The organism is Agarivorans sp. QJM3NY_33, from assembly GCF_050870865.2.
In the GTDB taxonomy this organism is placed as follows: Bacteria; Pseudomonadota; Gammaproteobacteria; order Enterobacterales; family Celerinatantimonadaceae; genus Agarivorans.
This window is the reverse complement of sequence record NZ_CP194039.2, coordinates 2,835,911-2,860,495: the sequence shown is the minus strand read 5'-3', so window position 1 is coordinate 2,860,495 and position 24,585 is coordinate 2,835,911. Positions and strand designations below refer to the sequence as shown.

Annotated in this window: 21 protein-coding genes and 1 riboswitch; of the genes, 11 read left to right on the top strand and 10 right to left on the bottom strand. The window is 43.2% G+C overall.

Annotated features, from left to right (window positions below; genetic code table 11):
- Window positions 1-47 precede the first annotated feature (47 nt).
- Window positions 48-1,619 (bottom strand): sodium/proton antiporter NhaB, encoded by a 1,572-nt coding sequence (gene nhaB, locus ACRRSY_RS12855; protein WP_432452819.1) that lies wholly within the window; start codon window positions 1,617-1,619, stop codon window positions 48-50.
- 243 nt (window positions 1,620-1,862) lie between these two features.
- Here nhaB and fadR point away from each other — a divergent pair, with 243 nt between their 5' ends.
- Window positions 1,863-2,579 (top strand): fatty acid metabolism transcriptional regulator FadR, encoded by a 717-nt coding sequence (gene fadR / locus ACRRSY_RS12850; protein WP_432459527.1) that lies wholly within the window; start codon window positions 1,863-1,865, stop codon window positions 2,577-2,579.
- A gap of 55 nt (window positions 2,580-2,634) precedes the next feature.
- On the opposite strand, the gene ACRRSY_RS12845 is transcribed toward fadR, so the two are convergent.
- From ACRRSY_RS12845 to ACRRSY_RS12835, 3 genes are all read right to left on the bottom strand, one after another.
- A complete protein-coding gene (locus tag ACRRSY_RS12845) occupies window positions 2,635-2,994 on the bottom strand; it encodes a glutaredoxin family protein (RefSeq protein ID WP_432452822.1) in 360 nt (119 codons plus the stop codon).
- A gap of 64 nt (window positions 2,995-3,058) precedes the next feature.
- On the bottom strand, window positions 3,059-3,616 hold the full coding sequence (locus ACRRSY_RS12840) for a TMEM165/GDT1 family protein (protein ID WP_432452823.1): 558 nt from the start codon (window positions 3,614-3,616) through the stop codon (window positions 3,059-3,061).
- A 14-nt stretch (window positions 3,617-3,630) separates the two neighbouring features.
- Window positions 3,631-3,799: riboswitch (yybP-ykoY riboswitch) on the bottom strand.
- Window positions 3,800-3,842: 43 nt separating this feature from the next.
- Window positions 3,843-4,175 carry a translation initiation factor gene (locus ACRRSY_RS12835; RefSeq protein ID WP_432459526.1) on the bottom strand — a complete coding sequence of 111 codons (333 nt, stop codon included), beginning with the start codon at window positions 4,173-4,175 and terminating at the stop codon, window positions 3,843-3,845.
- Between the two features lie 188 nt (window positions 4,176-4,363).
- On the opposite strand from ACRRSY_RS12835, the gene ACRRSY_RS12830 reads away from it, so the two are divergent.
- Genes ACRRSY_RS12830 through ACRRSY_RS12820 form a run of 3 tightly spaced genes read left to right on the top strand, consistent with a single transcriptional unit; the run spans window position 4,364 to window position 7,069 of the window.
- Entirely contained in the window at window positions 4,364-4,591 is a 228-nt protein-coding gene (locus ACRRSY_RS12830; RefSeq protein WP_432452825.1) for a FeoA family protein, read from the top strand.
- Complete coding sequence (gene feoB / locus ACRRSY_RS12825) at window positions 4,588-6,846, top strand: Fe(2+) transporter permease subunit FeoB (RefSeq protein ID WP_432452826.1); 2,259 nt, start codon at window positions 4,588-4,590, stop codon at window positions 6,844-6,846. The genes ACRRSY_RS12830 and feoB overlap by 4 nt, the downstream gene beginning before the upstream one ends.
- Complete coding sequence (locus tag ACRRSY_RS12820; protein WP_432452827.1) at window positions 6,827-7,069, top strand: FeoC-like transcriptional regulator; 243 nt, start codon at window positions 6,827-6,829, stop codon at window positions 7,067-7,069. Before feoB ends, ACRRSY_RS12820 begins: the two co-directional genes overlap by 20 nt.
- A gap of 100 nt (window positions 7,070-7,169) precedes the next feature.
- Here ACRRSY_RS12820 and ACRRSY_RS12815 read toward each other — a convergent pair whose 3' ends face one another.
- The 4 genes from ACRRSY_RS12815 to nagB form a co-directional block, all read right to left on the bottom strand.
- Entirely contained in the window at window positions 7,170-8,711 is a 1,542-nt protein-coding gene (locus ACRRSY_RS12815; RefSeq protein WP_432463344.1) for an EAL domain-containing protein, read from the bottom strand.
- A gap of 171 nt (window positions 8,712-8,882) precedes the next feature.
- Entirely contained in the window at window positions 8,883-10,106 is a 1,224-nt protein-coding gene (locus tag ACRRSY_RS12810) for an ROK family protein (protein WP_432452829.1), read from the bottom strand.
- Window positions 10,107-10,118: 12 nt separating this feature from the next.
- A complete protein-coding gene (nagA, locus tag ACRRSY_RS12805; RefSeq protein ID WP_432463343.1) occupies window positions 10,119-11,255 on the bottom strand; it encodes an N-acetylglucosamine-6-phosphate deacetylase in 1,137 nt (378 codons plus the stop codon).
- Window positions 11,256-11,265: 10 nt separating this feature from the next.
- Window positions 11,266-12,063: a glucosamine-6-phosphate deaminase gene (nagB, locus tag ACRRSY_RS12800; protein ID WP_432452833.1), complete on the bottom strand. Its 798-nt coding sequence runs from the start codon at window positions 12,061-12,063 to the stop codon at window positions 11,266-11,268.
- 284 nt (window positions 12,064-12,347) lie between these two features.
- Between nagB and nagE the strand changes: the two genes are divergently transcribed.
- The gene (nagE, locus tag ACRRSY_RS12795) at window positions 12,348-13,790 is read left to right on the top strand and encodes an N-acetylglucosamine-specific PTS transporter subunit IIBC (protein ID WP_432452834.1); all 1,443 of its coding nucleotides are present in this window, start codon (window positions 12,348-12,350) and stop codon (window positions 13,788-13,790) included.
- Window positions 13,791-13,854: 64 nt separating this feature from the next.
- Here the strand turns inward: nagE and ACRRSY_RS12790 are convergent, their stop codons facing one another.
- Window positions 13,855-14,325: a CreA family protein gene (locus tag ACRRSY_RS12790; RefSeq protein ID WP_432452835.1), complete on the bottom strand. Its 471-nt coding sequence runs from the start codon at window positions 14,323-14,325 to the stop codon at window positions 13,855-13,857.
- A gap of 536 nt (window positions 14,326-14,861) precedes the next feature.
- Here ACRRSY_RS12790 and eat point away from each other — a divergent pair.
- The 4 genes from eat (at window position 14,862) to htpG (ending at window position 20,691) form a co-directional block, all read left to right on the top strand.
- Window positions 14,862-16,193 carry an ethanolamine permease gene (gene eat, locus ACRRSY_RS12785; RefSeq protein WP_432452836.1) on the top strand — a complete coding sequence of 444 codons (1,332 nt, stop codon included), beginning with the start codon at window positions 14,862-14,864 and terminating at the stop codon, window positions 16,191-16,193.
- A gap of 71 nt (window positions 16,194-16,264) precedes the next feature.
- Window positions 16,265-17,659, top strand: a complete 1,395-nt coding sequence (locus ACRRSY_RS12780) for an ethanolamine ammonia-lyase subunit EutB (protein WP_432463342.1) — start codon at window positions 16,265-16,267, stop codon at window positions 17,657-17,659.
- Window positions 17,656-18,498, top strand: a complete 843-nt coding sequence (eutC, locus tag ACRRSY_RS12775) for an ethanolamine ammonia-lyase subunit EutC (RefSeq protein ID WP_432463341.1) — start codon at window positions 17,656-17,658, stop codon at window positions 18,496-18,498. Before ACRRSY_RS12780 ends, eutC begins: the two co-directional genes overlap by 4 nt.
- Window positions 18,499-18,780: 282 nt before the next feature.
- Window positions 18,781-20,691 carry a molecular chaperone HtpG gene (gene htpG / locus ACRRSY_RS12770; RefSeq protein WP_432463340.1) on the top strand — a complete coding sequence of 637 codons (1,911 nt, stop codon included), beginning with the start codon at window positions 18,781-18,783 and terminating at the stop codon, window positions 20,689-20,691.
- 118 nt (window positions 20,692-20,809) lie between these two features.
- Here the strand turns inward: htpG and ACRRSY_RS12765 are convergent.
- Window positions 20,810-21,894, bottom strand: a protein-coding gene (locus tag ACRRSY_RS12765) for an IS3 family transposase (RefSeq protein WP_432463339.1) whose coding sequence is annotated in 2 segments (ribosomal slippage) — window positions 20,810-21,645 and window positions 21,645-21,894 — 1,086 coding nt in all. Because the reading frame shifts where the segments join, the coding sequence is not laid out codon by codon here.
- Window positions 21,895-22,010: 116 nt separating this feature from the next.
- Here ACRRSY_RS12765 and ACRRSY_RS12760 point away from each other — a divergent pair.
- Together ACRRSY_RS12760 and ACRRSY_RS12755 are read left to right on the top strand one after the other, a co-directional pair.
- Complete coding sequence (locus ACRRSY_RS12760; protein ID WP_432463338.1) at window positions 22,011-22,229, top strand: hypothetical protein; 219 nt, start codon at window positions 22,011-22,013, stop codon at window positions 22,227-22,229.
- 170 nt (window positions 22,230-22,399) lie between these two features.
- The gene (locus tag ACRRSY_RS12755; protein ID WP_432463337.1) at window positions 22,400-24,517 is read left to right on the top strand and encodes a GGDEF domain-containing protein; all 2,118 of its coding nucleotides are present in this window, start codon (window positions 22,400-22,402) and stop codon (window positions 24,515-24,517) included.
- Window positions 24,518-24,585 lie beyond the last annotated feature (68 nt).

Below are 24,585 nucleotides of genomic sequence, written 5' to 3'. Positions count from 1 at the left end.
TTAGCTCCAGTTACAAAAAGGCGACGCAAGCATCGCCGTTTTTCAGTTTAATGTCCAGTAGTAACAGCCGATACCGCGCTTGCAACATGATGGCTAATCCAGCCTAGTTCATAGAAATATTGAGTCATGGGAACAAGTGCAAACTCAACCGATAACAAACCGATGCCAGCTAAAACAATCGTGTAGGGCAGGGCCATCCATACCATACGCCCATAAGACAAACGCAGTAAAGGCGCTAACGACGAGGTGAGTAAGAATAAAAAGGCAGCCTGACCGTTCGGGGTCGCAACAGAAGGGAGATTGGTGCCGGTATTAATGGCGACCGCTAACATATCAAATTGGTCGCGAGTTATTTCACCCGCTAGCCAAGCAGATTTTACTTCGTTGATATAAACGGTGCCTACAAATACGTTGTCACTGACCATCGACAACAAGCCATTTGCAATGTAGAACGCAACCAGTTGTCCCTCATTCTCAATGGAAAGCACCCAATGAATGATGGGTTTAAATAGATCTAAGTCGATGATGACAGCAACAATCGAAAAGAATACCGCGAGTAATGCAGTAAAGGGGAGGGCTTCTTCAAAGGCCTTACCCAATTGATGTTCTTCAATGATACCGCTGAATGCAGTGGCGAGAATAATTACTGACAAACCGATTAAACCAACGGCGGCCAAATGTAGCGCTAAACCAAGGATTAACCATACCGCAATCACAGCTTGAATGATTAATTTAGCTCGATCACGGTTATTGCGTCGCTCGTCTTCATATTGATCATAGTCTTCAAGGATGTGTCGTACGTTGTCTGGCAAAGTATGGCCGTAACCAAATTTGTGGGTTTTTTCTAATAAAAAGCAGGTTAGTAAGCCAAAGGCCAATACAGGCATCGAAACCGGGGCCATACGTAAGAAAAACTCGAGGAATTGCCAGCTGGATTGATCGGCAATAATCAAGTTTTGTGGTTCACCAACCATGGTGCATACGCCACCAAGAGCGGTCCCAACACCGGCATGCATCATTAAGCTACGTAAGAATGCGCGAAACCCTTCTAAGTCATCACCACTTAGATCATCGCTGGTGTGGTCGTGATTTTGGTTAAAATCTTTTCCAGAGGCAACTTTGTGATAAATGCTGTAAAAGCCAATCGCTACGCTAATTACTACGGCTATCACCGTGAGCGCATCTAAAAAGGCGGAAAGAAACGCACCTGCAATACAGAAGGCTAAAGACAAAATGGCTTTATCTTTAATCTTTATGAGTAGCTTGGTAAACACGAATAGCAATAATTGCTTCATGAAGAAAATGCCTGCGACCATAAATATAAGTAGCAGAACCACTTCAAAATTCCCCACTAGCTCATGCTTCACTGTTTCTGCTGAAGTCATTCCAATGGCAACCGCTTCGATTGCGAGTAAACCACCCGGTTGCAGTGGGTAGCATTTTAAGGCCATGGCTAAGGTGAAAATGAATTCTGTGACTAACAGCCAACCAGCGATAAAGGGATTTATATAGAAGACGATGGGATTGATAATAAGAAATAAAACGATGGCTTTTTTATACCATATAGGAGCATTACCAAGAAAGTTCTTAGCAAATGCTTCTGAAAGACTAATGTTCATCCTGAATTCTCTTTGTTGATCAAACGGCAGGTGGGATTCTAGTGAAGAAACCCGTAGGGATTGTATGTGAATTACTCAATTTTTGGTAGGCATTAGTAAACTAAACCTTGAATTTATTGAATAATTTAGTAATAAAATAGCTTGACTCTAGGCAAAGAGGTTGGAGCTCAAACCACTTGCTTTTGCTTTGGTTAATGGTTTGTTATTATCAGCATAATAAAATGAAAATAGACTGAGTAATTGATGGTAATTAAAGCAAAAAGTCCAGCGGGATTCGCTGAACAATATATTATTGAATCTATCTGGAATAACCGTTTTGCGCCTGGCACAATCTTGCCTGCTGAAAGAGAATTATCGGAGCTAATTGGCGTTACCCGTACCACCTTGCGGGAAGTATTACAACGTTTGGCCCGAGATGGTTGGTTAACGATTCAGCATGGTAAACCAACTAAGGTTAATAATTTTTGGGAGACAGCCGGATTAAGTATACTCGAAACATTAGCGCGTTTAGATCATGAAGGGGTTCCTGAGCTCTTTGAACAACTGTTGTCCGCTCGAACCAATATTAGCGTTATTTTTATCCGCGGTGCGCTGAAGAATAATCCTCAAAAAAGTAAACAGTTGATCGAGCAGTACCAGACTTTAGCCCAAAGCGGCGAAGCTTATGCTGAATTTGATTATCAAGTGTTACATGGTTTGGCCTTTGCTTCCGGAAATCCTCTGTATGCGCTGATCCTTAACGGTTTTAGAGGGATGTATCAGAGTGTTGGAAAATACTACTTTGATGATCCAGAATCACGAGTTTTAGTGGACACATTTTATCAAGACTTAATTGGCTTGGCTGAATCAGGGGAGCATGATAAGGCCTTGCAGGTAGTTCGTAATTACGGGCTTGCGAGTAGCGAAGTTTGGAAACGGCTACGTGATGGTATGCCGAGCAATATCATGGAAGTTGATTAGCGTTAGTATGCTTGGGATAAAATTAGGCTCCGCAATGCGGTCGGAGCCTAGCTTTTTAAGCTATTTTTCTTTCTAAATAGTCGATAATGTCATTCGATTCATATAGCCATTTAACTTGTTCTCCTTGTGCAATGCGTAAACAAGGCACTTTTCTTGAGCCACCTTGGCTGACCAGCTCTTCCAAGTATTCAGGTTGTGCTTTAATGTCTCGTAAATCGATATAAATACCATTTCGTTTCATGGCTCTTCTCACTTTGACACAAAAAGGGCAAGCCGGCAGTTGATATAGCTGTAAACCCTTTAGTTTTTGGTCGATAAGGGCCTGCGTTGCAGCATCGCGTTCTACCGATTTTGGTGAAAAAATCGCATTTAATAACAAGATCACCCGCCCTAATAGCCAACGAATCGCTTTCATTTAATTACTCTCTATAACAATTTGCGGCAGAGTGTAACATAAAATGGATTGGCTTGAATGCTTGCTACTGATAGAAAATGGTGAGTAATCCCAAACTCAAAAATAGTAGCGAAGTGAGGCGGTGAATTAGTTTCAATGGTAATTTTTCTACACCAAGCTTACCGATTAATACCACCGGAATATTGGCAATGCACATACCAATAGTGGTCCCTAGGATCACTAAGCTTAATGAATCGTATTTGGCGGCCAAAATCACGGTCGCTACTTGAGTCTTATCACCAATTTCTGCGATGAAAAATAACACGAGTGAGGCGAGGAAAGGGCCATACTTGAGCAAAACACTCTCTTGATCTTCGATTTTGTCAGGGATCAGCACCCATAAAGCCATCGCAATAAATGATAGCCCGACAAGCCAGCGTAACACTTCAGGCTGTAACCATTGTTGGAGGGCTGAGCCCAACCAAGCTGCGAGCGCATGATTAAACACCGTTGCAATGATAATTCCGGCGATAATCGGCAAAGGTTTACGAAATTTGCAGGCTAACAGTAGGGCTAAAAGTTGGGTTTTATCACCAATTTCAGCGATTGCGACCGCGGTGATGGAGGTGAACAGGGCTTCCATTTAATTCTCGTTAAGAGGTGGGTAAATAAACCAATGCACAACAGTAGCGCCCACCTCTTAGAATGTGCTGTTGTGCAGTTGGTCTTGCCAGGCCATTAATGGCTGCATTTACCATAGTGATTTTGCACTAAGTATGTTGATAAATGCCTTATTGCTAAACAGCTATAAGCGGCTACTCCCCAAAAGTTCCGAGAATATAGCGAAATAGACGTTGGTATACAAGGCCTTAACCGCCAATTCGCTTGGTTTTATAGTCTCGTTGCTTTAACCAAGCTTCTAACTTGTCCCGTTGATCACCTTGGATTTCAATGATGTAGTCCTTTACGCTACCACCAACTCCACAATGTTTCTTCATGTCTTTACAAAGTGCTTTTAATGCCGATTGCTCGAGACCAAAGTCGCTTAGACAAGTCACGCCTTTGCCTTTACGGCCTTTCGTTTCGCGTCGTAGTTTTATAAAACCATCGCTTGGAGGGATCTGTTCGACTTCAGTCTCAGGCTCAATGCGGCCTTGATCTGTAGAATAAACCAGTTGTGATAATTGATCTTTAAACGACATTTTTAGCTACCATTAGAATGAATAGCAAAATGGTAGCCTATTTCGCTAAGAGCTTTCAAAAAAATAATCTAAAAATTTCATCGTGACATAAAACAACATTTGACATGGATCAATGTTGCGAGTTACATAGTGGCGCACAATCAATTAAATGCTAATCATTGTTATTTAGAATTATTTTCGGAGCAACTATGTCATTGGATGAAATTGTAACTGGCCAGCAAGCTCTGATATTGAGTTTGCAAAGCTTAAACAGGATTAACCGAAAAAAATTTATGTCTTTGGGAATCATGCCTAACACCATATTAACGGTTGTTCGTCGAGCACCCTTAGGTGACCCCATTCAGGTGACTGCACCAGGGATTAATCTGGCTTTAAGTGCTCAGCAAGCAAAATCGATAGAGGTACAATCATTATGAGTGGGCATCTAATCGCAACGGTCGGTAATCCAAATAGTGGTAAGAGTACTTTGTTTAATGCTTTAACCGGCAGCAAACAAAGGGTCGGGAATTTCAGTGGTATTACCGTCGACAAAAAGTCTGGTTTTATATCACAAGACGGCTGGCAAGCTGAAGTCGTTGATTTACCAGGGGTCTACAACATCGACCCGCAACTCGATAATAGCTCGCTAGATGAAAAAATTGCTTGTGAATATTTACAAACTGAAGCGCTTGATTTAGTTATTAATGTCGTCGATGCAAGTGCCGTAGAACGTAGTTTGTACTTGAGTATTCAATTAAAAGAACTGGGTTTACCAGTGGTATTAGTGCTGAATAAAATGGACACCGCAAAAGCGAAACTTTTAAAGATTAAAGTGCAGCAGTTTAGCGAGCGTTTTCAGGTTCCGTTAGTTTGTTTAGCCGCAACCAATAACAAACAAGTCGCAAAATTTAAGCAAGAGCTACCAGCTCTAATGCGTGAAGCTCAGCAAACTGAGGCTTTACAGTTGGTTTATTCTGAAGAGCTTGAACAATTTGTGAGTGATTGGCAAGGTAAATTGGGCCTTTCCCGTGGTCAAGCAATTCGGCTGTTAGAACAAGATCCCTTGCAGCTTGAGCCGCTTGACGCTGAGCAGCAACAGCAAGTACAACTGGCTATCGCAAGCTTAGCCGATGTTGATATCGATTTGGCCTTGGCTGGTAGCCGCTATAACCTTATTTATGAGTTAACTCAGTCATCAATTACCAAGAAAGGGGAGTTGAGACGAGATTATTCGATGTATATTGATCGGGTGTTGCTTAATCGCTGGATCGGTATTCCTGCGTTTTTAGTGGTGATGTATTGCATGTTTATGTTTGCCATCAACGGCGGTGCAGTCTTCATCGATTTCTTTGATATTACCGCTGGGACTATTTTTGTTGACGGGGTGAGTGAATTACTTGCGAGTCTGGGAGCTCCGCAGTGGCTTACCGTGGTGCTAGCAAATGGTGTTGGTGTGGGGATCCAAACGGTCGCTACATTTATTCCGGTGATTGCCTGTTTGTACTTATTCTTAGCCTTATTGGAAAGTTCCGGTTATCTGGCTCGCGCTGCATTTGTGGTGGATCGCGCTATGCAAACCATTGGCTTACCAGGCAAGGCGTTTGTGCCGATGTTGATGGGTTTTGGTTGTACTGTTCCGGCAATCATGGCTACTCGTGTTTTAGAGAAGCATCGTGAACGGGTATTAACTTCAGCAATGAGTCCTTTCATGTCTTGCGGTGCTCGCTTACCGGTTTATGCCTTATTTGTGGCAGCTTTCTTTCCAGAGCAAGGTCAGAATATGGTGTTCGCACTGTATATGGTAGGGATCCTTGCCGCAATTGCGACGGGTCTATTGCTCAAGCATACCTTATTGCCAGGCAGCGCCCAAGAATCTGTTCTTGAGCTACCCGATTATCAGTTGCCAACCGCTTTTGGTGTGATGTTATTGACTTGGCAAAAAGTCAGAGGTTTTATTGTTGGTGCAGGTAAAACGATTGTGTTGGTGGTCGCGATATTAAGTGTGCTTAACCATATTGGTACTGGCGGTGAGTTAGATGCTGAAGGCAAAGAAAACTCGTTATTAAGTCGTGCTAGTCAGTTTGTGACACCTGTTTTTACCCCCATGGGGATTGAAAAAGACAACTGGCCAGCAACCGTTGGTATTGTGACGGGTTTATTCGCTAAGGAAGCCGTTATTGGTAGTCTCAATAGCCTATATTCTCAAGAAGGTGAAGCGGAAGAAGAGTGGACTTACTTAGGTCGTTTTCAGGATGCGGGACAAACTATTATCGATAATTTTAATGGTTTGAACTATAGCGACCCTCTGGGGATTGCTATCGATCAGGCGGACGATTTAGCTGGTGCCGCTGAAATGAATGGGGTGAACTTGACCACCATGTCGCAGTTAGAAAAGAACTTTACCGCGGAGTCTGCCGTCGCCTTCATGTTGTTTATTTTATTGTACATGCCCTGTGCTGCGGCGATGGGCGCTTTAGTGAAGGAGCTTGGGTCAAAATGGGCTCGCTTGATAGCGGTATGGTCCACCTTGTTGGCTTATAGCATTTCGACTATTTACTACCAGTTGGCTACATGGCAACAAGCACCGATATCTGCCAGCATATTATTGTTAGCAATGGTGATGATGTTAGCACTCTGGGTGGTATTTTTAAAACGTCAGAAGGTTGAGCATTTTGATATTACACAAGCTTAAAGAGTACATTCAGCAAAATCCTGGCTTAATGTTAAGTCAGTTGGCGAAACATTTCTCACTGAGTGAAGATGCAACGTTGGCGATGTTGCAACCCTGGGTTAAACGACATCGCATAAAATTGGTAAAACTGGCGGCGTGTTCAAGGGGCTGTGGTTGTGGTGCCAATGAAGCGCAGTGGCAATTGTATTGGCAGAGTGAGCAACAGATAGGCATTACTTGCTAATTTGAGGGGGGCTGCACGTTTGCAGAGCTCATTTTAGAGTAAGCATCACTACGCATCAAAAGGATTGTGCTTGCACAATCCTTTTGTTTTCCGGTTTCGATTATTTTGTCTGTTGCTGTGATGCTAGATATAACGCAACAAAATCGCTTATCGCCATTGCTTCACCAAACATTTGTCCTTGGCCGTACTCAACCTTTAGATCTCGTAGAGCTTCGGCTTGCATTTCATTCTCTATCCCTTCAGCCACGATTTTGAGTTTGGATTGACGCGCAATATCTACAATATGCGGAATGAGGCTAGAACGCACCGTTCCATTGGCTAACTCACATACAAAGCTTTTATCTATTTTGAGGTAGTGGCAGCGAAAATGCTTCAGTTGCTTGAGGTTAGAGTATCCAGTGCCAAAGTCATCAATAGCTACTTCGAAACCTTGTTGAATAATCAGATTGATATTACGTCGTGCATTTAATCCGTCGAGTTGCAGGTCTTCGGTGATTTCAAGGGTGATATTGCCTGAAAATTGTTCAATCTCTGGTTGTTGGCGTAATTCTGCAATTCTGTTGGTTTCAACATCCAAGGGAAAGATATTAAAACTGATTTTAGTTGACGCTTGCATCGCCTGGCTTGCTTGTAGTTCTGTTAGTGCGCCTTTGATGATGTGTAGAGTAAAAGGCCAAGTCATACGTAGTTTAGGCAACAATGGAATAAATTCTTCGGGAGTAAGGCTTCCATGGGGATCGGTAAATCTGGCTAATACCTCACCACCAATGATTTGTTGTGTTTTCAAATCAACCAAGGGTTGGATTTGATAGTAAAAATAGCCTTTCTTAAGCCCCCTACGGAGTCGGGCATTCACACTAAGGTGGCGTTTTATTAGTGTTACTGCCAGCATGCTGCTGATGACGCCAACAGTGACACTCAGCAACAAGCTTAATAGTAAGAAAGTTAGTCTGTTTTTCACCAACGAAGAATTATAAAGCTTTAACGCGATACAAAATTGATAAGTGCTGTTACATTGATGAAAATAATGGTAACTGAGGGTAACTTCACTGTCGTTGTCTCTCCCCACCTGACGAAATAGCTCTGGTGTACCACTTATATGTCGGTATTGTCCTTTAAAACCACTGACCATTTCCCAGTAATTATCACCATAATCAAGGTTAGCAAAAGTTGTATTGGCAATAACGACATTGAATTGATCCTTCTTCATGATCAAGCCAGAGTTGAGCCTATTTAAGGCAATGAGTTTTTGATTTAACCAAACATCCAGCCCTTGTTTACTGGTGAAGTCTGGTGGAACGACAACAATAGGCTCTGTTAAGGGCCCCCCAATACTAGTGCAGAGCAATTTATCTTCTTGAAGTACTCCAATATCTTTAATGAAATTACTGAGGAAAACTATTTGCCTGATTTTTATCAGCAGGTCTTTTCCGCAATCATGGTGTTCTAAGCTATTGAGCGTCTCTAGAGTTTGCAGTGATTCGTAGATCACCGCCTGAGCCAGTCCGAGTGATTCGTTGGCGTAATATTGCTGGCTTTTGCTAATGTCTTTCGAGAGTAAAAAAAGGGAAATGAACATGGCCAGCGTTCCCATGAGGATCCCACTGGCGGTGACGACAACTCGTTGCTTTATTTCTTGCACTAATTTCAATCTCTGCGGATGGTTGCGGATATTAAAACATGAAATTAGTGGTAAAACCTAAGGCTAAAAGTGTTTACTGTGTTTTTGTAAGGCGAATTACTTGATAGTGACCTGAGCGCGTTGAGTTGCGCGCTGTCAGCAATATCAGTCTGATGTGAACCAAATTATTGCTCAGCTGAGTTGGGCTTTCTCATTTATCAGCCGGATCAGCAAGCTGCCGTCGAGTAGGGCACGCTTAATTAAGGCTAAACCTCCCATCGTAGGATTGTTTTGAAAATGAGCCATTTCAATCGGCAGGTCTTTGGCAAAAGATTTCAGCGCTTGATGTTGAATACACTGGTTAATGGTCGACAGTAAAATGTCTTTGGCGATCATGATTTCGCCAGCCAATATTATCTTCTCAGGATGAAACAGGTTGATGGTCAAAGCAATACTATTACCCAGCATTTTACCTACTCTTCGTAGTACTTGATGGCATAACATATCGCCTTGATTGGCTGCTAAGCAGATATCTTCTATGCCAAAATTGTTTTCTAAGATCGACGGGCAGCCTTGGTCGATTAAGGTTTTGACTCGCTGAACGATGGCCGTATTTGAGACGATGGTTTCTAAACAACCAACGTTGCCGCATTGGCACTTATCACCAAGGGGATCCATTTGAATATGGCCGATTTCCCCAACGTCACGATGTTGGCTCATAAAAACCTTTCCATCGACAATAATGCCTGCGCTGGTACCACTATGAGCGCTGATCAGGATTGAATCGAGACAATCGCGGGTAGCTCCAAAATAGTGTTCAGCGAGCGCCATGGCCCGGGTATCGTTGCCGATGTAGGCTGGTAGTTTAAAGCGCTGCTCAATTAAGTTTGCGAGTGGACATTCACGCAACTGGTAATGTGGTGTGTAAACCACAATACCTTCGCCAGGATTGACCAAGCCCGACAACGTAACCGCGATAGCAATTAATTGCTGGTTTGGATTAAGCCGTTGTTCAATAAATTGTTCTATATTACCTAATAACCGAGCAACCAGAGGGGTTTGCTCCACTTCACTTAAATACAATTTGCTATGTGCATGTTGAATGCCACTTAAATCAAACAACGATATATCCATTTCACCGCGGCCTAAGCGCACTGAAATAAAGTAGTAATGACTTTGCTCGGTCATGAGCGAAATAGCTCTGCGCCCCCCGGTAGAAGCTTGTTGTGCCACTTCTTTAATCAGGCCGGTTGTGAGAAGTTGGCGAGTGATTTTGGTGACGCTCGCGGGGGCTAATTGACTTTGTTCGGCAACTTTGACTCGGGAGATTGGACCTTGTTGGTCGATCATTCGATATACCGCGGCCATGTTGATCCGTTTTACTTGGTCTACATTTACGATTTGTTTGTCATTCATACCATTCATTGCTTAAAACTGAGTCAGTTTGCCATCGCTAACCGTTAAAGTTAGCTTGAAGTCTTTATTAAAGGCGCTTAGGTTTGCACTGTAACCAGGTTTAATTCGCCCTAACATATCATCTATTGAAAGTGCTGATGCTGGGTAGAGAGAGGCCATTCTTAAAGATTCAGTGAGAGATAAGCCAACCGTTTGTACGCAGTTTTCTATCGCTTCTATCATCGTTAAAGCTGAGCCGCCGAGTGTACCATCATCACCTATACAAACGCCATTCTGTACTTGGATCTCTCGGCCAACAAAATCGAAGTGGCTAATGTTCGCGCCTGCTGCTGCGGTCGCATCCGTGACTAAATATAACTTATGCTCGAGTAGGCGCTTCGCGAGGCGAATGTTGGCTGCGGCAACGTGGTGGCCATCCACAATAATACCTGCATAAAGTTGGTGGTCGAATACTGCGCCTACGACGCCGGGCTCTCGACCGGTGATTGAACTCATGGCGTTAAATAAATGTGTGGCGAAGCTTGCGCCGGCCTTGATTGCGTCGCTGGCTTGCTGGTAACTTGCGTTAGTATGACCAAGTGAAACGAGTATGCCGGCTTCGGTTAATGCTTGAACATCATGGGCGGTTACATGCTCAGGGGCCAAGGTGATCTTTTTAATCGCGTCATGATTGTCTAATAAAAACTGCAGGCGTTGTTGATTAAGTTGACGAATATGTTGTTCACTATGGATCCCTTTTTTGATTTTACTTAAATAGGGGCCTTCTAAATGTAGGCCTAAGTTACCTGAACCATGATTCTGTTGATTGCTACGAGAGACAGCTATGGCTTGTTCCATCTCTTGATCGTCGGTGGTAATTAAAGTCGGTAGAAAATGAGTGGTTCCACTTTTTAAATTGGTGCGATGCATCAGTTCCAGATTTGTGTTGGAAAAGTCACCGTTTAGCATCACCCCGCCACAACCGTTGAGTTGCAAATCGATAAAGCCAGGGCACAGCGTGGCTCCATTTAAATTGATTTGGTTTATCTGAGGTGAAACGTCTTGCTCGGGGCATACGGCCGCAATACGCTCTTTATCGATGATAACCGCGTAGTTATTTAGTAATTCGTTGCCGTCAAAAACTGAGGCATTAGTAAGGGCATACATCATTCGACTTATCCTAAATATTTTTTATGTTATTTGCTTCAAGTTCATGGAAGTAACGCACGGTTTTTACTTTTAGCTCCATGGTGGAGGGTTGGTCGCAGACAATCATCGATCGAGGATGTAATTGTAAAGCAGAAATCGTCCATAGATGATTAACGCTACCTTCTACAGCAGCCTGCAGGGCTTGTGCCTTATTGTGTCCGGTCACCAATATTAAGATTTCTTCCGCATCGAGTAAGGTACCGACCCCAACGGTGAGTGCAAGTTTAGGCACTTCATCAAGATGATTGAAGAAACGAGAGTTTGCGATTCGGGTATCTTCAGTCAGGGTTTTAATTCTGGTCCGAGAGGCAAGAGAGGAAGCTGGTTCATTAAAGGCAATATGTCCATCCACACCAACACCACCCATAAACAAATTGATTTTGCCGTAGTGTTTGATCTTTTGTTCGTAACGTTCACATTCTATTTGCAGATCGGGTGCATTACCGTCCAGCAGATTAATATTTTCTGGCTTAATATCAATGTGTTCAAAGAAGTTATTGTGCATAAAGCTACGGTAGCTTTCAGGATGTTCGGCAGGGATCCCCACATACTCGTCCATGTTAAAGGTCACCACGTGCTCAAAGCTAACTTGGTTTTGGCGATGCAGCTCGATTAAGTGCTGATAAGTATATAACGGTGTACCACCAGTTGGACAACCCAGAACAAAGGGCCTCTCTTGACTAGGATTATAAGACTTAATTTTCTCTGCGATATAAAGAGCAGACCAGCGCCCAACCTGCTCTTTGTTTAGTAATGGTATTAATCTCATTGTTTCTCTCCGATATTTTTAACTTAGCTTAGCAGTTTTATTCTCGCTGAAAAATAAGTTTTATAAAAACTGTGAGAGAATTTGGATTACCGTCTAATTATGCGGGTGTAGATCACGTTTTAGAAGCGCTTTGTTTGTTGCTGCACTTTTATTTATTTACACTGCGAAATAAGTTCTTGGCGAATATAGAAACAAATGATAAGTTGTTTTTCTTCGCAAAGGAGATTTGGCGGAATCGCCAGTTTAACGAAGTTTGCTTAATTACAGCTATGAAGAGGGATGCTATGTTTAGCTATTTACAAAAGATTGGTCGGGCGCTGATGGTGCCTGTTGCAGTATTACCTGCTGCTGCCATATTAATGGGTATTGGTTACTGGATTGACCCCAATGGATGGGGTGGAAACAACGCATTAGCGGCGTTTTTAATTAAATCTGGTGCGGCAATTATCGATAATATGTCGGTATTATTTGCGATTGGTGTCGCCTATGGTATGTCACGCGATAAAGACGGCGCAGCCGCCCTTGCTGGTTTTGTGGGGTACATGGTCATCACCACTTTGTTGTCGCCAGGTGCCGTAGAGCAGATTGGGCTCGTGACCTTAAACGAGTCAAGTACTTTAGCTTTTTCCAAAATTAACAACCAATTCGTCGGTATTATTAGCGGTATTATTGCTGCCGAGTTATACAATCGTTTTTATCAAGTGGAGTTACATAAGGCTTTATCTTTCTTTAGTGGTAAGCGATTAGTTCCGATCCTGACTTCTATCGCAGGTATTGTGGCAGCCTTCGTCCTTATGTATCTATGGCCGTTAATTTTTGGTGGCTTGGTGAGCTTTGGTGAAAGCATCACTGGTTTGGGTTCGGTAGGTGCGGGCATCTATGGTTTCTTTAACCGCCTATTGATCCCCGTGGGTCTGCACCATGCTCTGAATGCGGTGTTCTGGTTTGATATGGCAGGCATTAATGATCTTGGGAAATTCCTTAGCGTATCGCCAGATGCGATCCCTGGAGAAACAGGTCGTTATATGGCTGGTTTCTTCCCTATCATGATGTTTGGTCTGCCCGGTGCTGCATTGGCGATTTACCACACGGCGAAACCCGAGAATAAGCAGAAAGTTGCATCATTAATGATCGCTGCTGCTACGGCCTCATTCTTTACGGGTGTCACCGAACCTTTAGAGTTTGCCTTTATGTTTGTGGCTCCTGCACTGTATGTTGTGCATGCGCTGTTAACTGGCCTTTCGGTGTTTATTGCTTCATCAATGCATTGGATGGCTGGATTTGGCTTTAGTGCTGGTTTAGTCGATATGGTGTTATCGTCACGTAATCCCTTGGCGACTGGCTGGTACATGCTGATCGTACAAGGTTTGGCGTTCTTTGCAATCTACTACTTTATCTTCAAAACGATGATTGTGAAGATGGATCTGAATACACCCGGACGTGAAGACGCATCAGAAGGTGAAGCGAGTGTTAGTGTTGGAGGCTCACATCGTGATACTGCAGGTCTAGTGCTTCGTATGTTAGGAGGACAAGAGAACTTGGTTCTTGTTGACAACTGCGCGACTCGACTTCGTTTAGAGGTGAAAGACAGTTCTAAGGTACAAGCTTCAGAATTGAAGAAACATGTCCCTGGGGTGATTATTCCAAGTAAAACTGCGGTACAGGTAGTGATTGGACCACATGTTGAGTTTGTTGCTAACGAACTTAAGATTTTAGCCGCTAAATAACGCGTTGTTTTGTTGGTGTTAGATAAGCCCTCTCTATGTAGAGGGCTTTTTTTGTTTAGAGAGCTTATTGAGTTGCAGCTAGTGGTGTTTGATAAGCTTTGGTTCCCCATAATGGCACTGTAGACAGGCTGTGCTTGAAACTTCCCTCGGTCTCTTTAGTGGTGTACGACAAATAAAGAAGCGTTTGATTTTCTGCATCGTAGATCCGTCTAACTTTCATTGTTTTAAAGAAAATACTTTTAGACTGTTTAAACACAACCTCACCTGACTTACTTTTGTCGATGGTTGCGATCATCTCGGGGGTGATTTCGCCGGTCTGACGACAGGAGATAGAGCTATCACTTGGATCAGACAAGCTTAAATTGGCTTCAATTGATGCAATATGACAAGTTACACCAGAAATTTTATCGTCATCCATATTCGATATTTTGATGTCCTTGGTGGTGAGTAAACCTAAGGAGACATCGCCAACTTCGTTGTTATCACAGCCGAATAATAGGCATCCAGTGACGAATATAATAAGAGAGTTTTTCATTTTCTGTATGACTTCCTATGGATGAATTTTGAGCTGAATCCCAGCCTAATGACAGGCTTAACTTTATTAGAGGCTCGCGACTCTTTAATTTAGCTTACATCATCTATTCAACGCTACTGTTTGCTTAAGCTTATGGCAATCAATAATTGTGTTTGGTCGAGGGTTAAAAGAAACAACTGCTTATCCTTAAACTTATCGATATTTTCGTGAATGGAGTTAATCGGTGCCCCTGGGGCTTGCCTCGATTTGATTCAACACTCTAAATTATGTCTGTTTTTTAGTTTAGTTCACTGCCAAAAACTAGAATCTAGATTATCTATTGGCTTTGTTGTTAATTATTAGATTTTAATTTTATTAAAACAAATTTGACTGCGCCAGTTTAGTACAGCGCAACTCTATTTTGGTGCAAATACTCTAAATCAGCGTTTCAATCATGTTCCTTCAGGCCTTTCAGTAGGCCTGTTGAGTGGATTTTATTAAAATGGCATAGCTTATGCTGTTGGCTTATTAGGATTATAAATTAGTGGATGGATTTTATGAGTCAGCATCAGTTGAAAAAAACTTTGGGGCCAATCATGCTTTGGGGTTTGGGCGTCGGATATGTTATCTCCGGTATGTATTTTGGGTGGAATTTAGGTCTCGCCGAAGGCGGTACTCTGGGCCTTGGCATTGCCACCTTGTTTATTATTACCATGTATGTGTGTTTTACTTTTTGTTATACCGAAATGGCTTGTGCCATTCCCAAGGCGGGTGGCGCATTTGATTACGCTGATCGCGCCTTAGGCAAACGTTGGGGATTTTTAGCAGGTATGGCGCAAAATATTGAGTTTGTATTTGCACCACCAGCGATTGCTTTTGCGATTGCCGCCTATCTTAATCACTTTATTCCCGGCGACCATACCCTCACCATTGCAATCATTACTTATATGATATTTACCCTCGTGAATATTATTGGGGTGCGGTTTGCGGCAACCTTTGAATTGGTGATTACCGTGATTGCGGTTGGCGAACTCCTATTATTCTGCGGTTTAACATTACCTCATGTAGAGTTATCTAATTTGAGCTTGAATGCTTTACCTAATGGCGCTTCGGGCATATTGGCTGCGATACCCTTTGCAATTTGGTTCTTTTTAGCCATTGAAGGTGTTGCTAATGTCGCCGAAGAAACGGTAAATCCACAGCGTAACATTGCCATCGGTTTTGGTGCCGCGCTTGCCACTTTAGTTGCACTATGTTTGTTAGTTTTTATCTCCTCAGTTGGGGTGAGTGGTTGGGAAACCGCGGTTTATTCAGCTGGAAGCACTGAGGCTCAAGATACACCGCTAGTATTGGTATTGTCGTCGGTATTGGGTGACGGTTCTCCTTTTGTTCATCTGTTAGTTGGCATCGGTATTTTTGGTCTAGTGGCTTCGTTCCACGGGATTTTATTAGCTGGTGGACGGGCTACTTTTGAATTTGGTCGAGTGGGTTATTTTCCAAAAGCCTTTAAATATATTCATCCAAAACTGAAAACGCCGGTAGTCGCGCTCGTTGCGAATAGCTTGGTCGGGATTTTAGCGCTGCTCACGGGTAAAACTGGCGAAATTATTACCATGGCTTGTTTTGGCGCAATTGTGCTGTATGCCTTGTCGATGGTGTCGTTTATTCAACTGCGTAAGCAAGAGCCAGAATTGGAACGCCCTTATCGGGTGAAAGGTGGGGTCGTGCCAGCCTATATTGCCTTAGTCATCGCGGTGGTAGCGTTAATAGCTATGACTGTTTATAACTTAAGCATTGCCGCTATTTTCTTTGCTATCATGCTGGGTTCATATGCTTTGTTTATCGCCTTTGGTCGAAAATCTTCCGCTTTGAGCGCAGACCCCGCTTAATCGCGACCGTTTAACGATTAAGATGTCTAATCAAGCGCCTGTGATGGGCGCTGTTTTTTTTAGGACAAATGATGGCTGAATTTGTAATGAACGCTGGTGGAGAGCGCTTTTGCTTTGCCGACCTAAAAGACCTAATGGCAAAAGCTTCGCCATTACGCAGTGGTGATCAGTTAGCCGGGCTTGCAGCTGTTACCGACCAGCAGCGGGTGGCTGCGCAGATGGCTTTAGCCGAACTGCCGCTAAAACACTTCTTAAATGAAGCACTCATCCCCTACGAGCAAGATGAAGTGACTCGGTTAATCATCGATGGTCATGATGCGCAAGCATTTATCAGTATCGCGCATATGACGGTGGGAGATCTCCGTAATTATTTATTGAGTGAAACGGTCACATCGCTTGAACTGCAGGCTCTGGCTCCCGGTTTTACGCCAGAGATGCTGGCTGCGGTGAGTAAGTTAATGCGCATTCAAGATCTTATCTTAGTGGCGAGTAAGTGTGAGGTAGTGACCGCTTTTCGCAATACTTTAGGGCTTAAAGGCAGAATGTCGACTCGGCTTCAGCCAAATCATCCGACTGACGACCCAGCTGGTGTCGCGGCCAGTATTTTAGATGGATTGCTGTATGCCAATGGAGATGCGGTGATTGGGATTAACCCTGCAACTGATAATTTGCAGGCAGTGATGACACTGATGAAGATGTTGGATGATGTTATTGAGCACTACCAAATTCCGACTCAAAGTTGTGTTTTAACCCACGTAACCACGCATTTAGAGGCTATTTCTCGCGGGGCTCCTGTTGATTTAGTATTTCAATCGATAGCGGGTACCGAGCAAGCAAATCAGGGCTTTGGCATTAATTTAGCTTTATTAGATGAAGCCTATAGTGCGGCCTTGTCGTTGAAGCGTGGCGTGAAAGGCCAAAATGTGATGTATTTTGAGACCGGTCAGGGCAGTGCATTAAGCTCAAATGGTCATCACGGGGTCGACCAACAAACTTGTGAGGTGAGGGCTTATGCCGTCGCGCGTCGTTATCAGCCGTTACTGGTGAATACGGTGGTTGGTTTTATTGGACCGGAATATCTTTATAACGGGAAACAAATTATTCGGGCCGGCTTAGAAGACCATTTTTGTGGCAAGCTGATGGGTTTGCCGATGGGCTGTGATATTTGTTATACCAATCACGCCGATGCCGATCAAGATGATATGGATATGCTGTTGGTACAGTTGGTGAGTGCCGGAGTGAACTTTATTATGGGGATCCCGGGATCTGACGATATTATGTTGAATTATCAAACTACCTCTTTTCATGATGCGCTTTTTGCTCGGCAGATTTCGGGTAAAAAGCCCGCGCCAGAATTTGAAGCGTGGTTGCAACAGCAAGGGATTATGGATCGCAATGGGCGCTTGAGTGTGAAACAACAATTGCCGAAGTCTTTTAACTCAATTAGCAAGGAGTTAGGCGCATGAGTGACCACAATATGCAGCCGATGGCGGGCCTCGGGTATGCGGTAACCGCGGATGGTGATCCGCTAGTAAACCAAAATCCTTGGCAATCGCTGAAAAGTTATACCGATGCAAGGATTGCGCTAGGGCGTGCTGGAACCAGTTTGCCAACCCAAGCGCATTTGCAGTTTCAGTTGGCTCATGCTGCCGCACGCGATGCGGTATTAATGCCCTTGGACTATCGGGCCTTAGCAAATCAACTTGAGCACTTTGAGCTCGGTGTGTTTCACTTAAAATCGCAAGCAGATTCCCGATCTTGTTATTTACAACGCCCTGATTTAGGTCGTTTGCTTGATGAAACATCACGTCAGCACTTAGTTGACCATCAACATGGCTACGATATTGTATTGGTGGTTACGGAGGGTTTGTCTTCAAAAGCTATTACCGAAAATGTTCAGAAGATGTTAACTGAGTTACTCCCTAAAATTACCGGTTTAGGTCTGTCTGTTGCTCCTATCGCGCTGGTTGAGCAGGGGCGAGTCGGGGCAGGTGATGATGTTGCTCAGTCATTGGGTGCAAAAATGGTGGCGATATTGGTGGGCGAGCGACCCGGTTTAAGTTCTCCAGACAGTTTGGGAATTTATTTCACCTATCAAGCCTATCGTGGCATTGAAGAATCGAAACGCAACTGTCTGTCGAATATTCGCGATGCAGGGATGTCGGTCAAAGATGCCTCACATCGCTTGGAATATTTGATTAGCCAAGCCAATCAACGGGGTTACTCTGGGGTTGCTCTGAAAGATGAAACTCAATTGAGTCACGCGACTGTCGGTAGAAACTTTCTCTTACCAAAAGCTGATTGATAAAACTTGTAGCCAGCACCTTTGCTCGCTCATTGTGCTGGTTTAACCCGCACCCTAGTGGTTGGTGACTGCGGTGCGATGTTTCTGCCTCTTTCATGTGATGTTGAAGTATAGCCGCTACAAATTCACTTATTTATCTTTACTTTGTGATTGGCGTTATCAAATCGCGGGGATAAACCGTTTGCTTCGGACTTTTTTGCTGTGATTGCTTGAAATAATTTTTGTTATCCCCATATCGTCTATCAACTGACGTAGTATGTTTTAAAGCAAGGAAATATAACGATGACTGATGCAGCACATGCAGAAACTCATGGCTTTCAAACTGAAGTAAAACAATTACTTCAATTGATGATCCACTCCCTCTATTCAAACAAAGAGATTTTTCTCCGCGAATTAGTGTCTAACGCCGCCGATGCCGCAGATAAACTGCGCTTCAAAGCACTAGAAAATAACGCACTTTACGAAAATGACGGCGAGCTATGCGTTCGTGTTAGCTTTGATCAAGATGCCAAGACAATTACTTTGTCAGATAATGGTATCGGTATGACTCGAGATGAAGTGATAGAACATCTTGGTACTATTGCTAAATCAGGCACTAAAGAGTTCTTCGGTCAGTTGAGTGGCGATAGCGCTAAAGATTCTCAACTCATTGGTCAGTTTGGTGTTGGTTTTTATTCTGCTTTCATTGTGGCAGATAAAGTGACCGTTGAAACCCGTGCTGCAGGTGCTGATATAGACAGCGGCGTGCGCTGGGAAAGCGGCGGAGAAGGTGATTACACCGTTGCTAATATCACCAAACAAAACCGTGGTACCGACATTATTTTGCATCTACGTGAAGACGAACAAGAGTTTCTAGATAGTTGGAAAGTTCGCTCTATTATTACCAAATACTCGGACCATATTTCTATTCCAGTACAAATGTGGAAGGACGAGCAACCAGAAAGTGATGGACCTGATGGCGAGAAAATCGCGGCGGTTCCTGGTGTGTGGGAAGCAATTAACAAAGCAACTGCACTTTGGACCCGTTCTAAAAACGATATTTCAGCAGAAGAGTACAACGAGTTTTACAAGCACATCTCTCATGACTTTAGCGACCCACTTAGCTGGGCTCATAATAAAGTTGAAGGAAAGCAGGATTACACCAGCTTGCTGTATATTCCAAGCAAAGCACCGTTCGATATGTGGAATCGCGAGCGTCAACACGGTTTGAAACTATATGTTCAACGGGTCTTCATTATGGATGATGCCGATGAATTTATGCCGAGTTACCTGCGCTTTGTGAAGGGGGTTCTTGATTCTAACGATTTACCATTGAACGTTTCGCGTGAAATTCTTCAGGATACTAAGACAACGGCTAACTTACGTAGCGCATGTACTAAACGCGTACTCACCATGCTTGAGCGTATGGCGAAAAACGATGCCGAGAAATACCAAAGTTTCTGGGCGGAATTTGGTCAAGTATTGAAAGAAGGTCCAGCGGAAGACTTTGCTAATAAAGAACAAATTGCTAAGTTATTACGCTTTGCTTCTACCCACGCTGATAGCGCAACGCAAGATGTTTCCTTTGCTCAATACATTGAGCGAATGAAGGAAGGGCAAGATAAGATCTATTACGTCACTGCCGATAGTTACGCTGCAGCAGCGAATAGTCCGCACCTCGAAATCTTTAAACGTAAAGGTATTGAAGTCTTATTGATGCATGATCGTGTGGATGAGTGGTTGATTAGTCATTTATCTGAAGCTGAGGGTAAAGCGCTGGTCTCTGTGACAAAAGGCGACCTTGATCTTGGTGACCTAGATGATGAAGAAACCAAGAAGCAGAAAGAGCAAGATGAGACTGAATACGCCAGCTTCGTGACTCGAGTGAAAGAAAATATTGGCGACAAGGTGAAAGATGTTCGTTTGACTTACCGTTTAACCGATACACCTTCTTGTATTGTGGTTGACGATGACGATATGAGCACTCAAATGCAAAAACTGATGCAAGCTGTTGGGCAAGATGTACCCGAGCAAAAATACATTTTTGAATTAAACCCTCAGCACAGCTTAGTTAAACGTGTTGCCGATGAACAAGATGAACAGAAGTTTGTCGAGTGGGTGAACTTGTTGTTGGATCAAGCAACTTTAGCCGAACGTGGCAGTTTAGATAATCCATCAGAGTTCATTAAACGTGTGAACCAACTGTTGAGCTAGTTGATAGCAGGATAAAAACGCTCGCTAAATGGCGAGCGTTTTTGTTTTTAAGGCTTTAAGAACATATAAATATTCGCTTGGTAATCCTCCCATTATTAACCGCATTTATTCGTAGAATTCATGCTGCCGTTTTTAGTGGTGGGAACCCTCCATTTGCAAGGTGTGGTCGTTGATGATTGTAGAACCATAACCATTGGGTCGCCCGCTCTTGAACCTCTTCAAGTGTGTCAAACAAATACTTACTCACTAAGCCAAACCTCATAGTACGGTTGAACCTTTCTATATACGCGTTTTGTTGTGGGTTCCCTGGCTGAATATAATCGATTCGAATGTCGTGGTTGTTGGCCCATTTAATAAACGCATGGCTAATGAACTCAGGACCATTGTCGCAGCGGATCGCAACAGGTTTGGTTCGTTGTTCGATGAGCTGCTCTAAGATCCGAGTGACTCGTACTGTGGGCATTGAAAAATCAGGTTCTGACGCCAGACCTTCACGTTTGTAATCATCTATCACATTGAATAAACGGTACTTCCGGCCATCAGATAGCTGATCATGCATAAAGTCCACGGACCAAACTTGGTTTGTTTTAATCGGCTCTTTAAGAGGCTCTGGCGTATGGCGATTCAGGCGTCGTTTTGGCCTAATACGTAAGTTTAGAGCCAATTCGCAGTAGATCCGATAAACCCGCTTATGGTTCCATGTATACCCTTTAACGTTCCGCAAATGGTGAAAACACAGGCCAAAGCCCCAGTCAGAGCAGTCTTCACTGTTGCACAGCGTTACTAACTCTTGAGCTATCAACTCATTCTCAGGTTGAAGCTTCGATTTATAGCGATAGCAGGTCTCGCTGATCCCAAACCAATAGCATGCACTTTTAATGCTGATGTGATAGTTCGCCACCGAACGCTGAGCCATCAATCGACGCTCACAGGGCTTCACCACTTTTTTGCCATCGCCTCTGAGATCACCTCTGCTTTAAGGCGTTCTTCCGCATACATCTTTTTAAGCCGTCGATTTTCATCTTCGAGTTCTTTCATCCGCGCCATAAGGGATGCGTCCATACCACCGTATTTCGAACGCCACTTGTAAAAGGTTGCGTTGCTCATTCCATGCTCACGACAGAGCTCAGGAACAGGTGAACCAGCCTCAGCCTGCTTGAGAATAGATAAGATCTGACTGTCCGTGTAACGTGACTTTTTCATGTTGAATCTCCTGTATTTACTATACGAGAAAATTCTACTTTTGCATGGGATTAATTTTCGGGGGGATTACCGCTTGTTCAAAGTGAGTTCACTCACTGTAATAACAAAGAGCTAGGATGAGTATCGCCTGTTATCATCTCTCTTTGTTGGTCGCCAATGGGCTTGCTGGTCTATGCAATGGTCGCCAAGCATTGATCGTGATTATGGCTTTGAACGTATTTGATATTCATTTAACTTTGTTGATGGCACACCGTGAAAACTTTATCTGTGTTCAAGAAACACAAACCAGGGTTAATCGGGAATGGTCGGTAACCCATTATAATCTGTTAGTGTGAATGACCATTTGCTTTAGAGCGAGTCATTGAGATACTAAAATACTGATCACTTCGCTACCATCTAGTGATACTGTAGAGCTGTTAAATGTTGTTGTCTTGTTGAGACGGATTAGGTGCTGAATTAGTTGCCTGCTTCGTCGGCAGTACGCTCGTAAAATCGGACATGAAGAATGACCATAAGACTTCGGTCTATAACTTTTATTTTACTCATCTTAGTTGCCATCATACCGGTAGCTGTGCTGGCATTTACGCTTTACCAGCAGATGTACAACTTCGCCTATAAATCTGTTGATAGTCGTTTAGCTGCCTCACTGAAACAAATTACTGCAGAATTATCTCATAGTCACCAAATTCTCACCAATGAGCTTTGGCTATTGTCTGAACAACCCCGCATTTTAAAGAGCTTAGATAACAACATACCAGCTAAAGAGTTAAGTTCATTTTTAGAACATTTTGTGCTTGATGCGCCCTTGATTGAATCCTTGTATTTGGTGAGAAATAACGGTCAAATTGTTGTTTCCTATGCTGGTAATGGTCTTGCGCTGTCCGCTGCTGATAATCTGTTCGATTACTTGCCTCATCCACCTGCTCATGAGAAGCAGCCAAGTCAACGGAAGGCGACGCTGAATTTGGCTGATGAGTATGCTTTGGTTAAACGTAGCGGTAAGCAACATAGCATCGTCCATATAATTCCTATTCATACCGGAAAAAATATAGGCATAAAAGGCTACTTGATTGCCATAGTCCCCATGTATCGATTCATCGAAACAGCGAAGAAGCGCTTAGAACCGCATGAAAATTTGGCTATATTCTTCCGTCAAGAACTCTTGGATGATGATTCGGTGGCCGTTGAACAGGACGAGTTATTTCATGTTGCCGCTTTAGTGCTAACGGGGGGCGGTTATCAAAACGCAGTTTGGCTTAAAATTAGGGTCGGTGAAAGTTTACAAAGTTTGAGTTCACGAGTACAAAATTTTATAGCTCCTGGGGTGGCGAATAGCACCATTGTGATTGCGATTATTTTGGTTATTGTGGTGTTGTTTGCTCACTTTGTGGCGAAGTCTTTCGGTCAGCTTTACACGCTTATTAAAGACTTTGAAACGGATAAAGAGGCTTATTGGTTTAATTGTAGTAAATTCAGCATTCGGGAGTTTACTGATGTCTCACATCTGTTGGTTGAAATGAAACGAACCATTGGTGAACAGCTCAGAACGGTGAATCATAAAAACAAGGAACTCGCAAGAATTGACCAACTTCGTGCGGGCTATTTGGAAGAAGTCCAAACTTTAAATAGTCAATTAGAATTTAAAGTGGAGGAGCGCACTCGTGACCTAGAGTTATCGATGGCAGATTTGGCCCAAAGTCACTTCTTTTTTCAACAATTGGTTCAATTTCGTCGGTCTTTAGAAGCCAGCTCGGGTAACAAACAAATTGTGCATGATGCTTTGCTGGCCTTAGCTGCTTGCTTTCCTGATATCGAAATAGTACTACACCTCCCAGCATCTGGTAAACATAGCCAAGTGACGGATAGTTTATCTGTTTCTGTGGCGAGTTTTGAAGATATAAAGCTGCAAGCATCTGAAGCCTTAAAGCCAAATGTGGAGCGAACCGTCATCGAGTTTGAACAGCAATGGGTGAATTTATTCGCAATTAGCTGTGGCTCTAAAAAAGAGGGGTGGTTATTAGTGAATCACTCGAGCTTAAGTGAACAAGTTTATAACCGACTCTTACTGGTTATTACGGAATTAAGTAGTTTCTTAGAAAATCGCAGTTTACATGAGGAATTAGATACGATTGCACGAACTGATTCACTTACTGGAATTAGCAATCGTAAAGCCTTCGATGAATTGCAATTCACCCTTGAAACTCAACTTGATGCCGAGGTGGGTTTGTTTGTGATCGACGTGAATGGCTTAAAAAAAATGAACGACGAAAAAGGGCATGAAAAAGGCGATCAGCTGATTATCTCGGTGGCTAGGGTGTTGCGCGAATGTTGTGATGGTATCACCGATAATTATTTTCGTATCGGTGGCGATGAATTTGCGGTGGTGCTGTCTGGAGTTCAATTGACGATGGCTGAAGTTTTATTGAAACGCTTGCGTTCTCAGCAAAATAACCGGGTATTTATTGACTTAGATAGTTTTGGAGGAGAGCCATTGGTGAGCTTTTCGGTTGGTTATGCAACAACTGAAGTGGTCCAATTTAGCGGATTATATCGATTGGCTGACCAAAATATGTACCATGATAAACAAAGCTATTACTTGAGGCTTCGTCAAACTGAACTTTAGTCGAGAGTCACTTGTAGTATTTGTCTCAGCAGTGTAAATTCACTTTTCTTAAAAATAAGCACGATAAA

Excerpts from the sequence above, each read along its gene's own strand:
- ACRRSY_RS12810 (WP_432452829.1), bottom strand. The coding sequence starts at position 10,106 with ATGAATGACAAACAAATCGTAAATGTAGACCAAGTAAAACGGATCAAC.
- ACRRSY_RS12830 (WP_432452825.1), top strand. The coding sequence starts at position 4,364 with ATGTCATTGGATGAAATTGTAACTGGCCAGCAAGCTCTGATATTGAGT.
- feoB (WP_432452826.1), top strand. The coding sequence starts at position 4,588 with ATGAGTGGGCATCTAATCGCAACGGTCGGTAATCCAAATAGTGGTAAG.
- eutC (WP_432463341.1), top strand. The coding sequence starts at position 17,656 with ATGAGTGACCACAATATGCAGCCGATGGCGGGCCTCGGGTATGCGGTA.
- ACRRSY_RS12760 (WP_432463338.1), top strand. The coding sequence starts at position 22,011 with ATGAGTATCGCCTGTTATCATCTCTCTTTGTTGGTCGCCAATGGGCTT.
- htpG (WP_432463340.1), top strand. The coding sequence starts at position 18,781 with ATGACTGATGCAGCACATGCAGAAACTCATGGCTTTCAAACTGAAGTA.
- nagB (WP_432452833.1), bottom strand. The coding sequence starts at position 12,063 with ATGAGATTAATACCATTACTAAACAAAGAGCAGGTTGGGCGCTGGTCT.
- ACRRSY_RS12845 (WP_432452822.1), bottom strand. The coding sequence starts at position 2,994 with ATGAAAGCGATTCGTTGGCTATTAGGGCGGGTGATCTTGTTATTAAAT.
- ACRRSY_RS12780 (WP_432463342.1), top strand. The coding sequence starts at position 16,265 with ATGGCTGAATTTGTAATGAACGCTGGTGGAGAGCGCTTTTGCTTTGCC.
- nagE (WP_432452834.1), top strand. The coding sequence starts at position 12,348 with ATGTTTAGCTATTTACAAAAGATTGGTCGGGCGCTGATGGTGCCTGTT.
- eat (WP_432452836.1), top strand. The coding sequence starts at position 14,862 with ATGAGTCAGCATCAGTTGAAAAAAACTTTGGGGCCAATCATGCTTTGG.
- ACRRSY_RS12840 (WP_432452823.1), bottom strand. The coding sequence starts at position 3,616 with ATGGAAGCCCTGTTCACCTCCATCACCGCGGTCGCAATCGCTGAAATT.
- ACRRSY_RS12790 (WP_432452835.1), bottom strand. The coding sequence starts at position 14,325 with ATGAAAAACTCTCTTATTATATTCGTCACTGGATGCCTATTATTCGGC.
- nhaB (WP_432452819.1), bottom strand. The coding sequence starts at position 1,619 with ATGAACATTAGTCTTTCAGAAGCATTTGCTAAGAACTTTCTTGGTAAT.
- nagA (WP_432463343.1), bottom strand. The coding sequence starts at position 11,255 with ATGATGTATGCCCTTACTAATGCCTCAGTTTTTGACGGCAACGAATTA.
- fadR (WP_432459527.1), top strand. The coding sequence starts at position 1,863 with ATGGTAATTAAAGCAAAAAGTCCAGCGGGATTCGCTGAACAATATATT.
- ACRRSY_RS12835 (WP_432459526.1), bottom strand. The coding sequence starts at position 4,175 with ATGTCGTTTAAAGATCAATTATCACAACTGGTTTATTCTACAGATCAA.
- ACRRSY_RS12755 (WP_432463337.1), top strand. The coding sequence starts at position 22,400 with ATGACCATAAGACTTCGGTCTATAACTTTTATTTTACTCATCTTAGTT.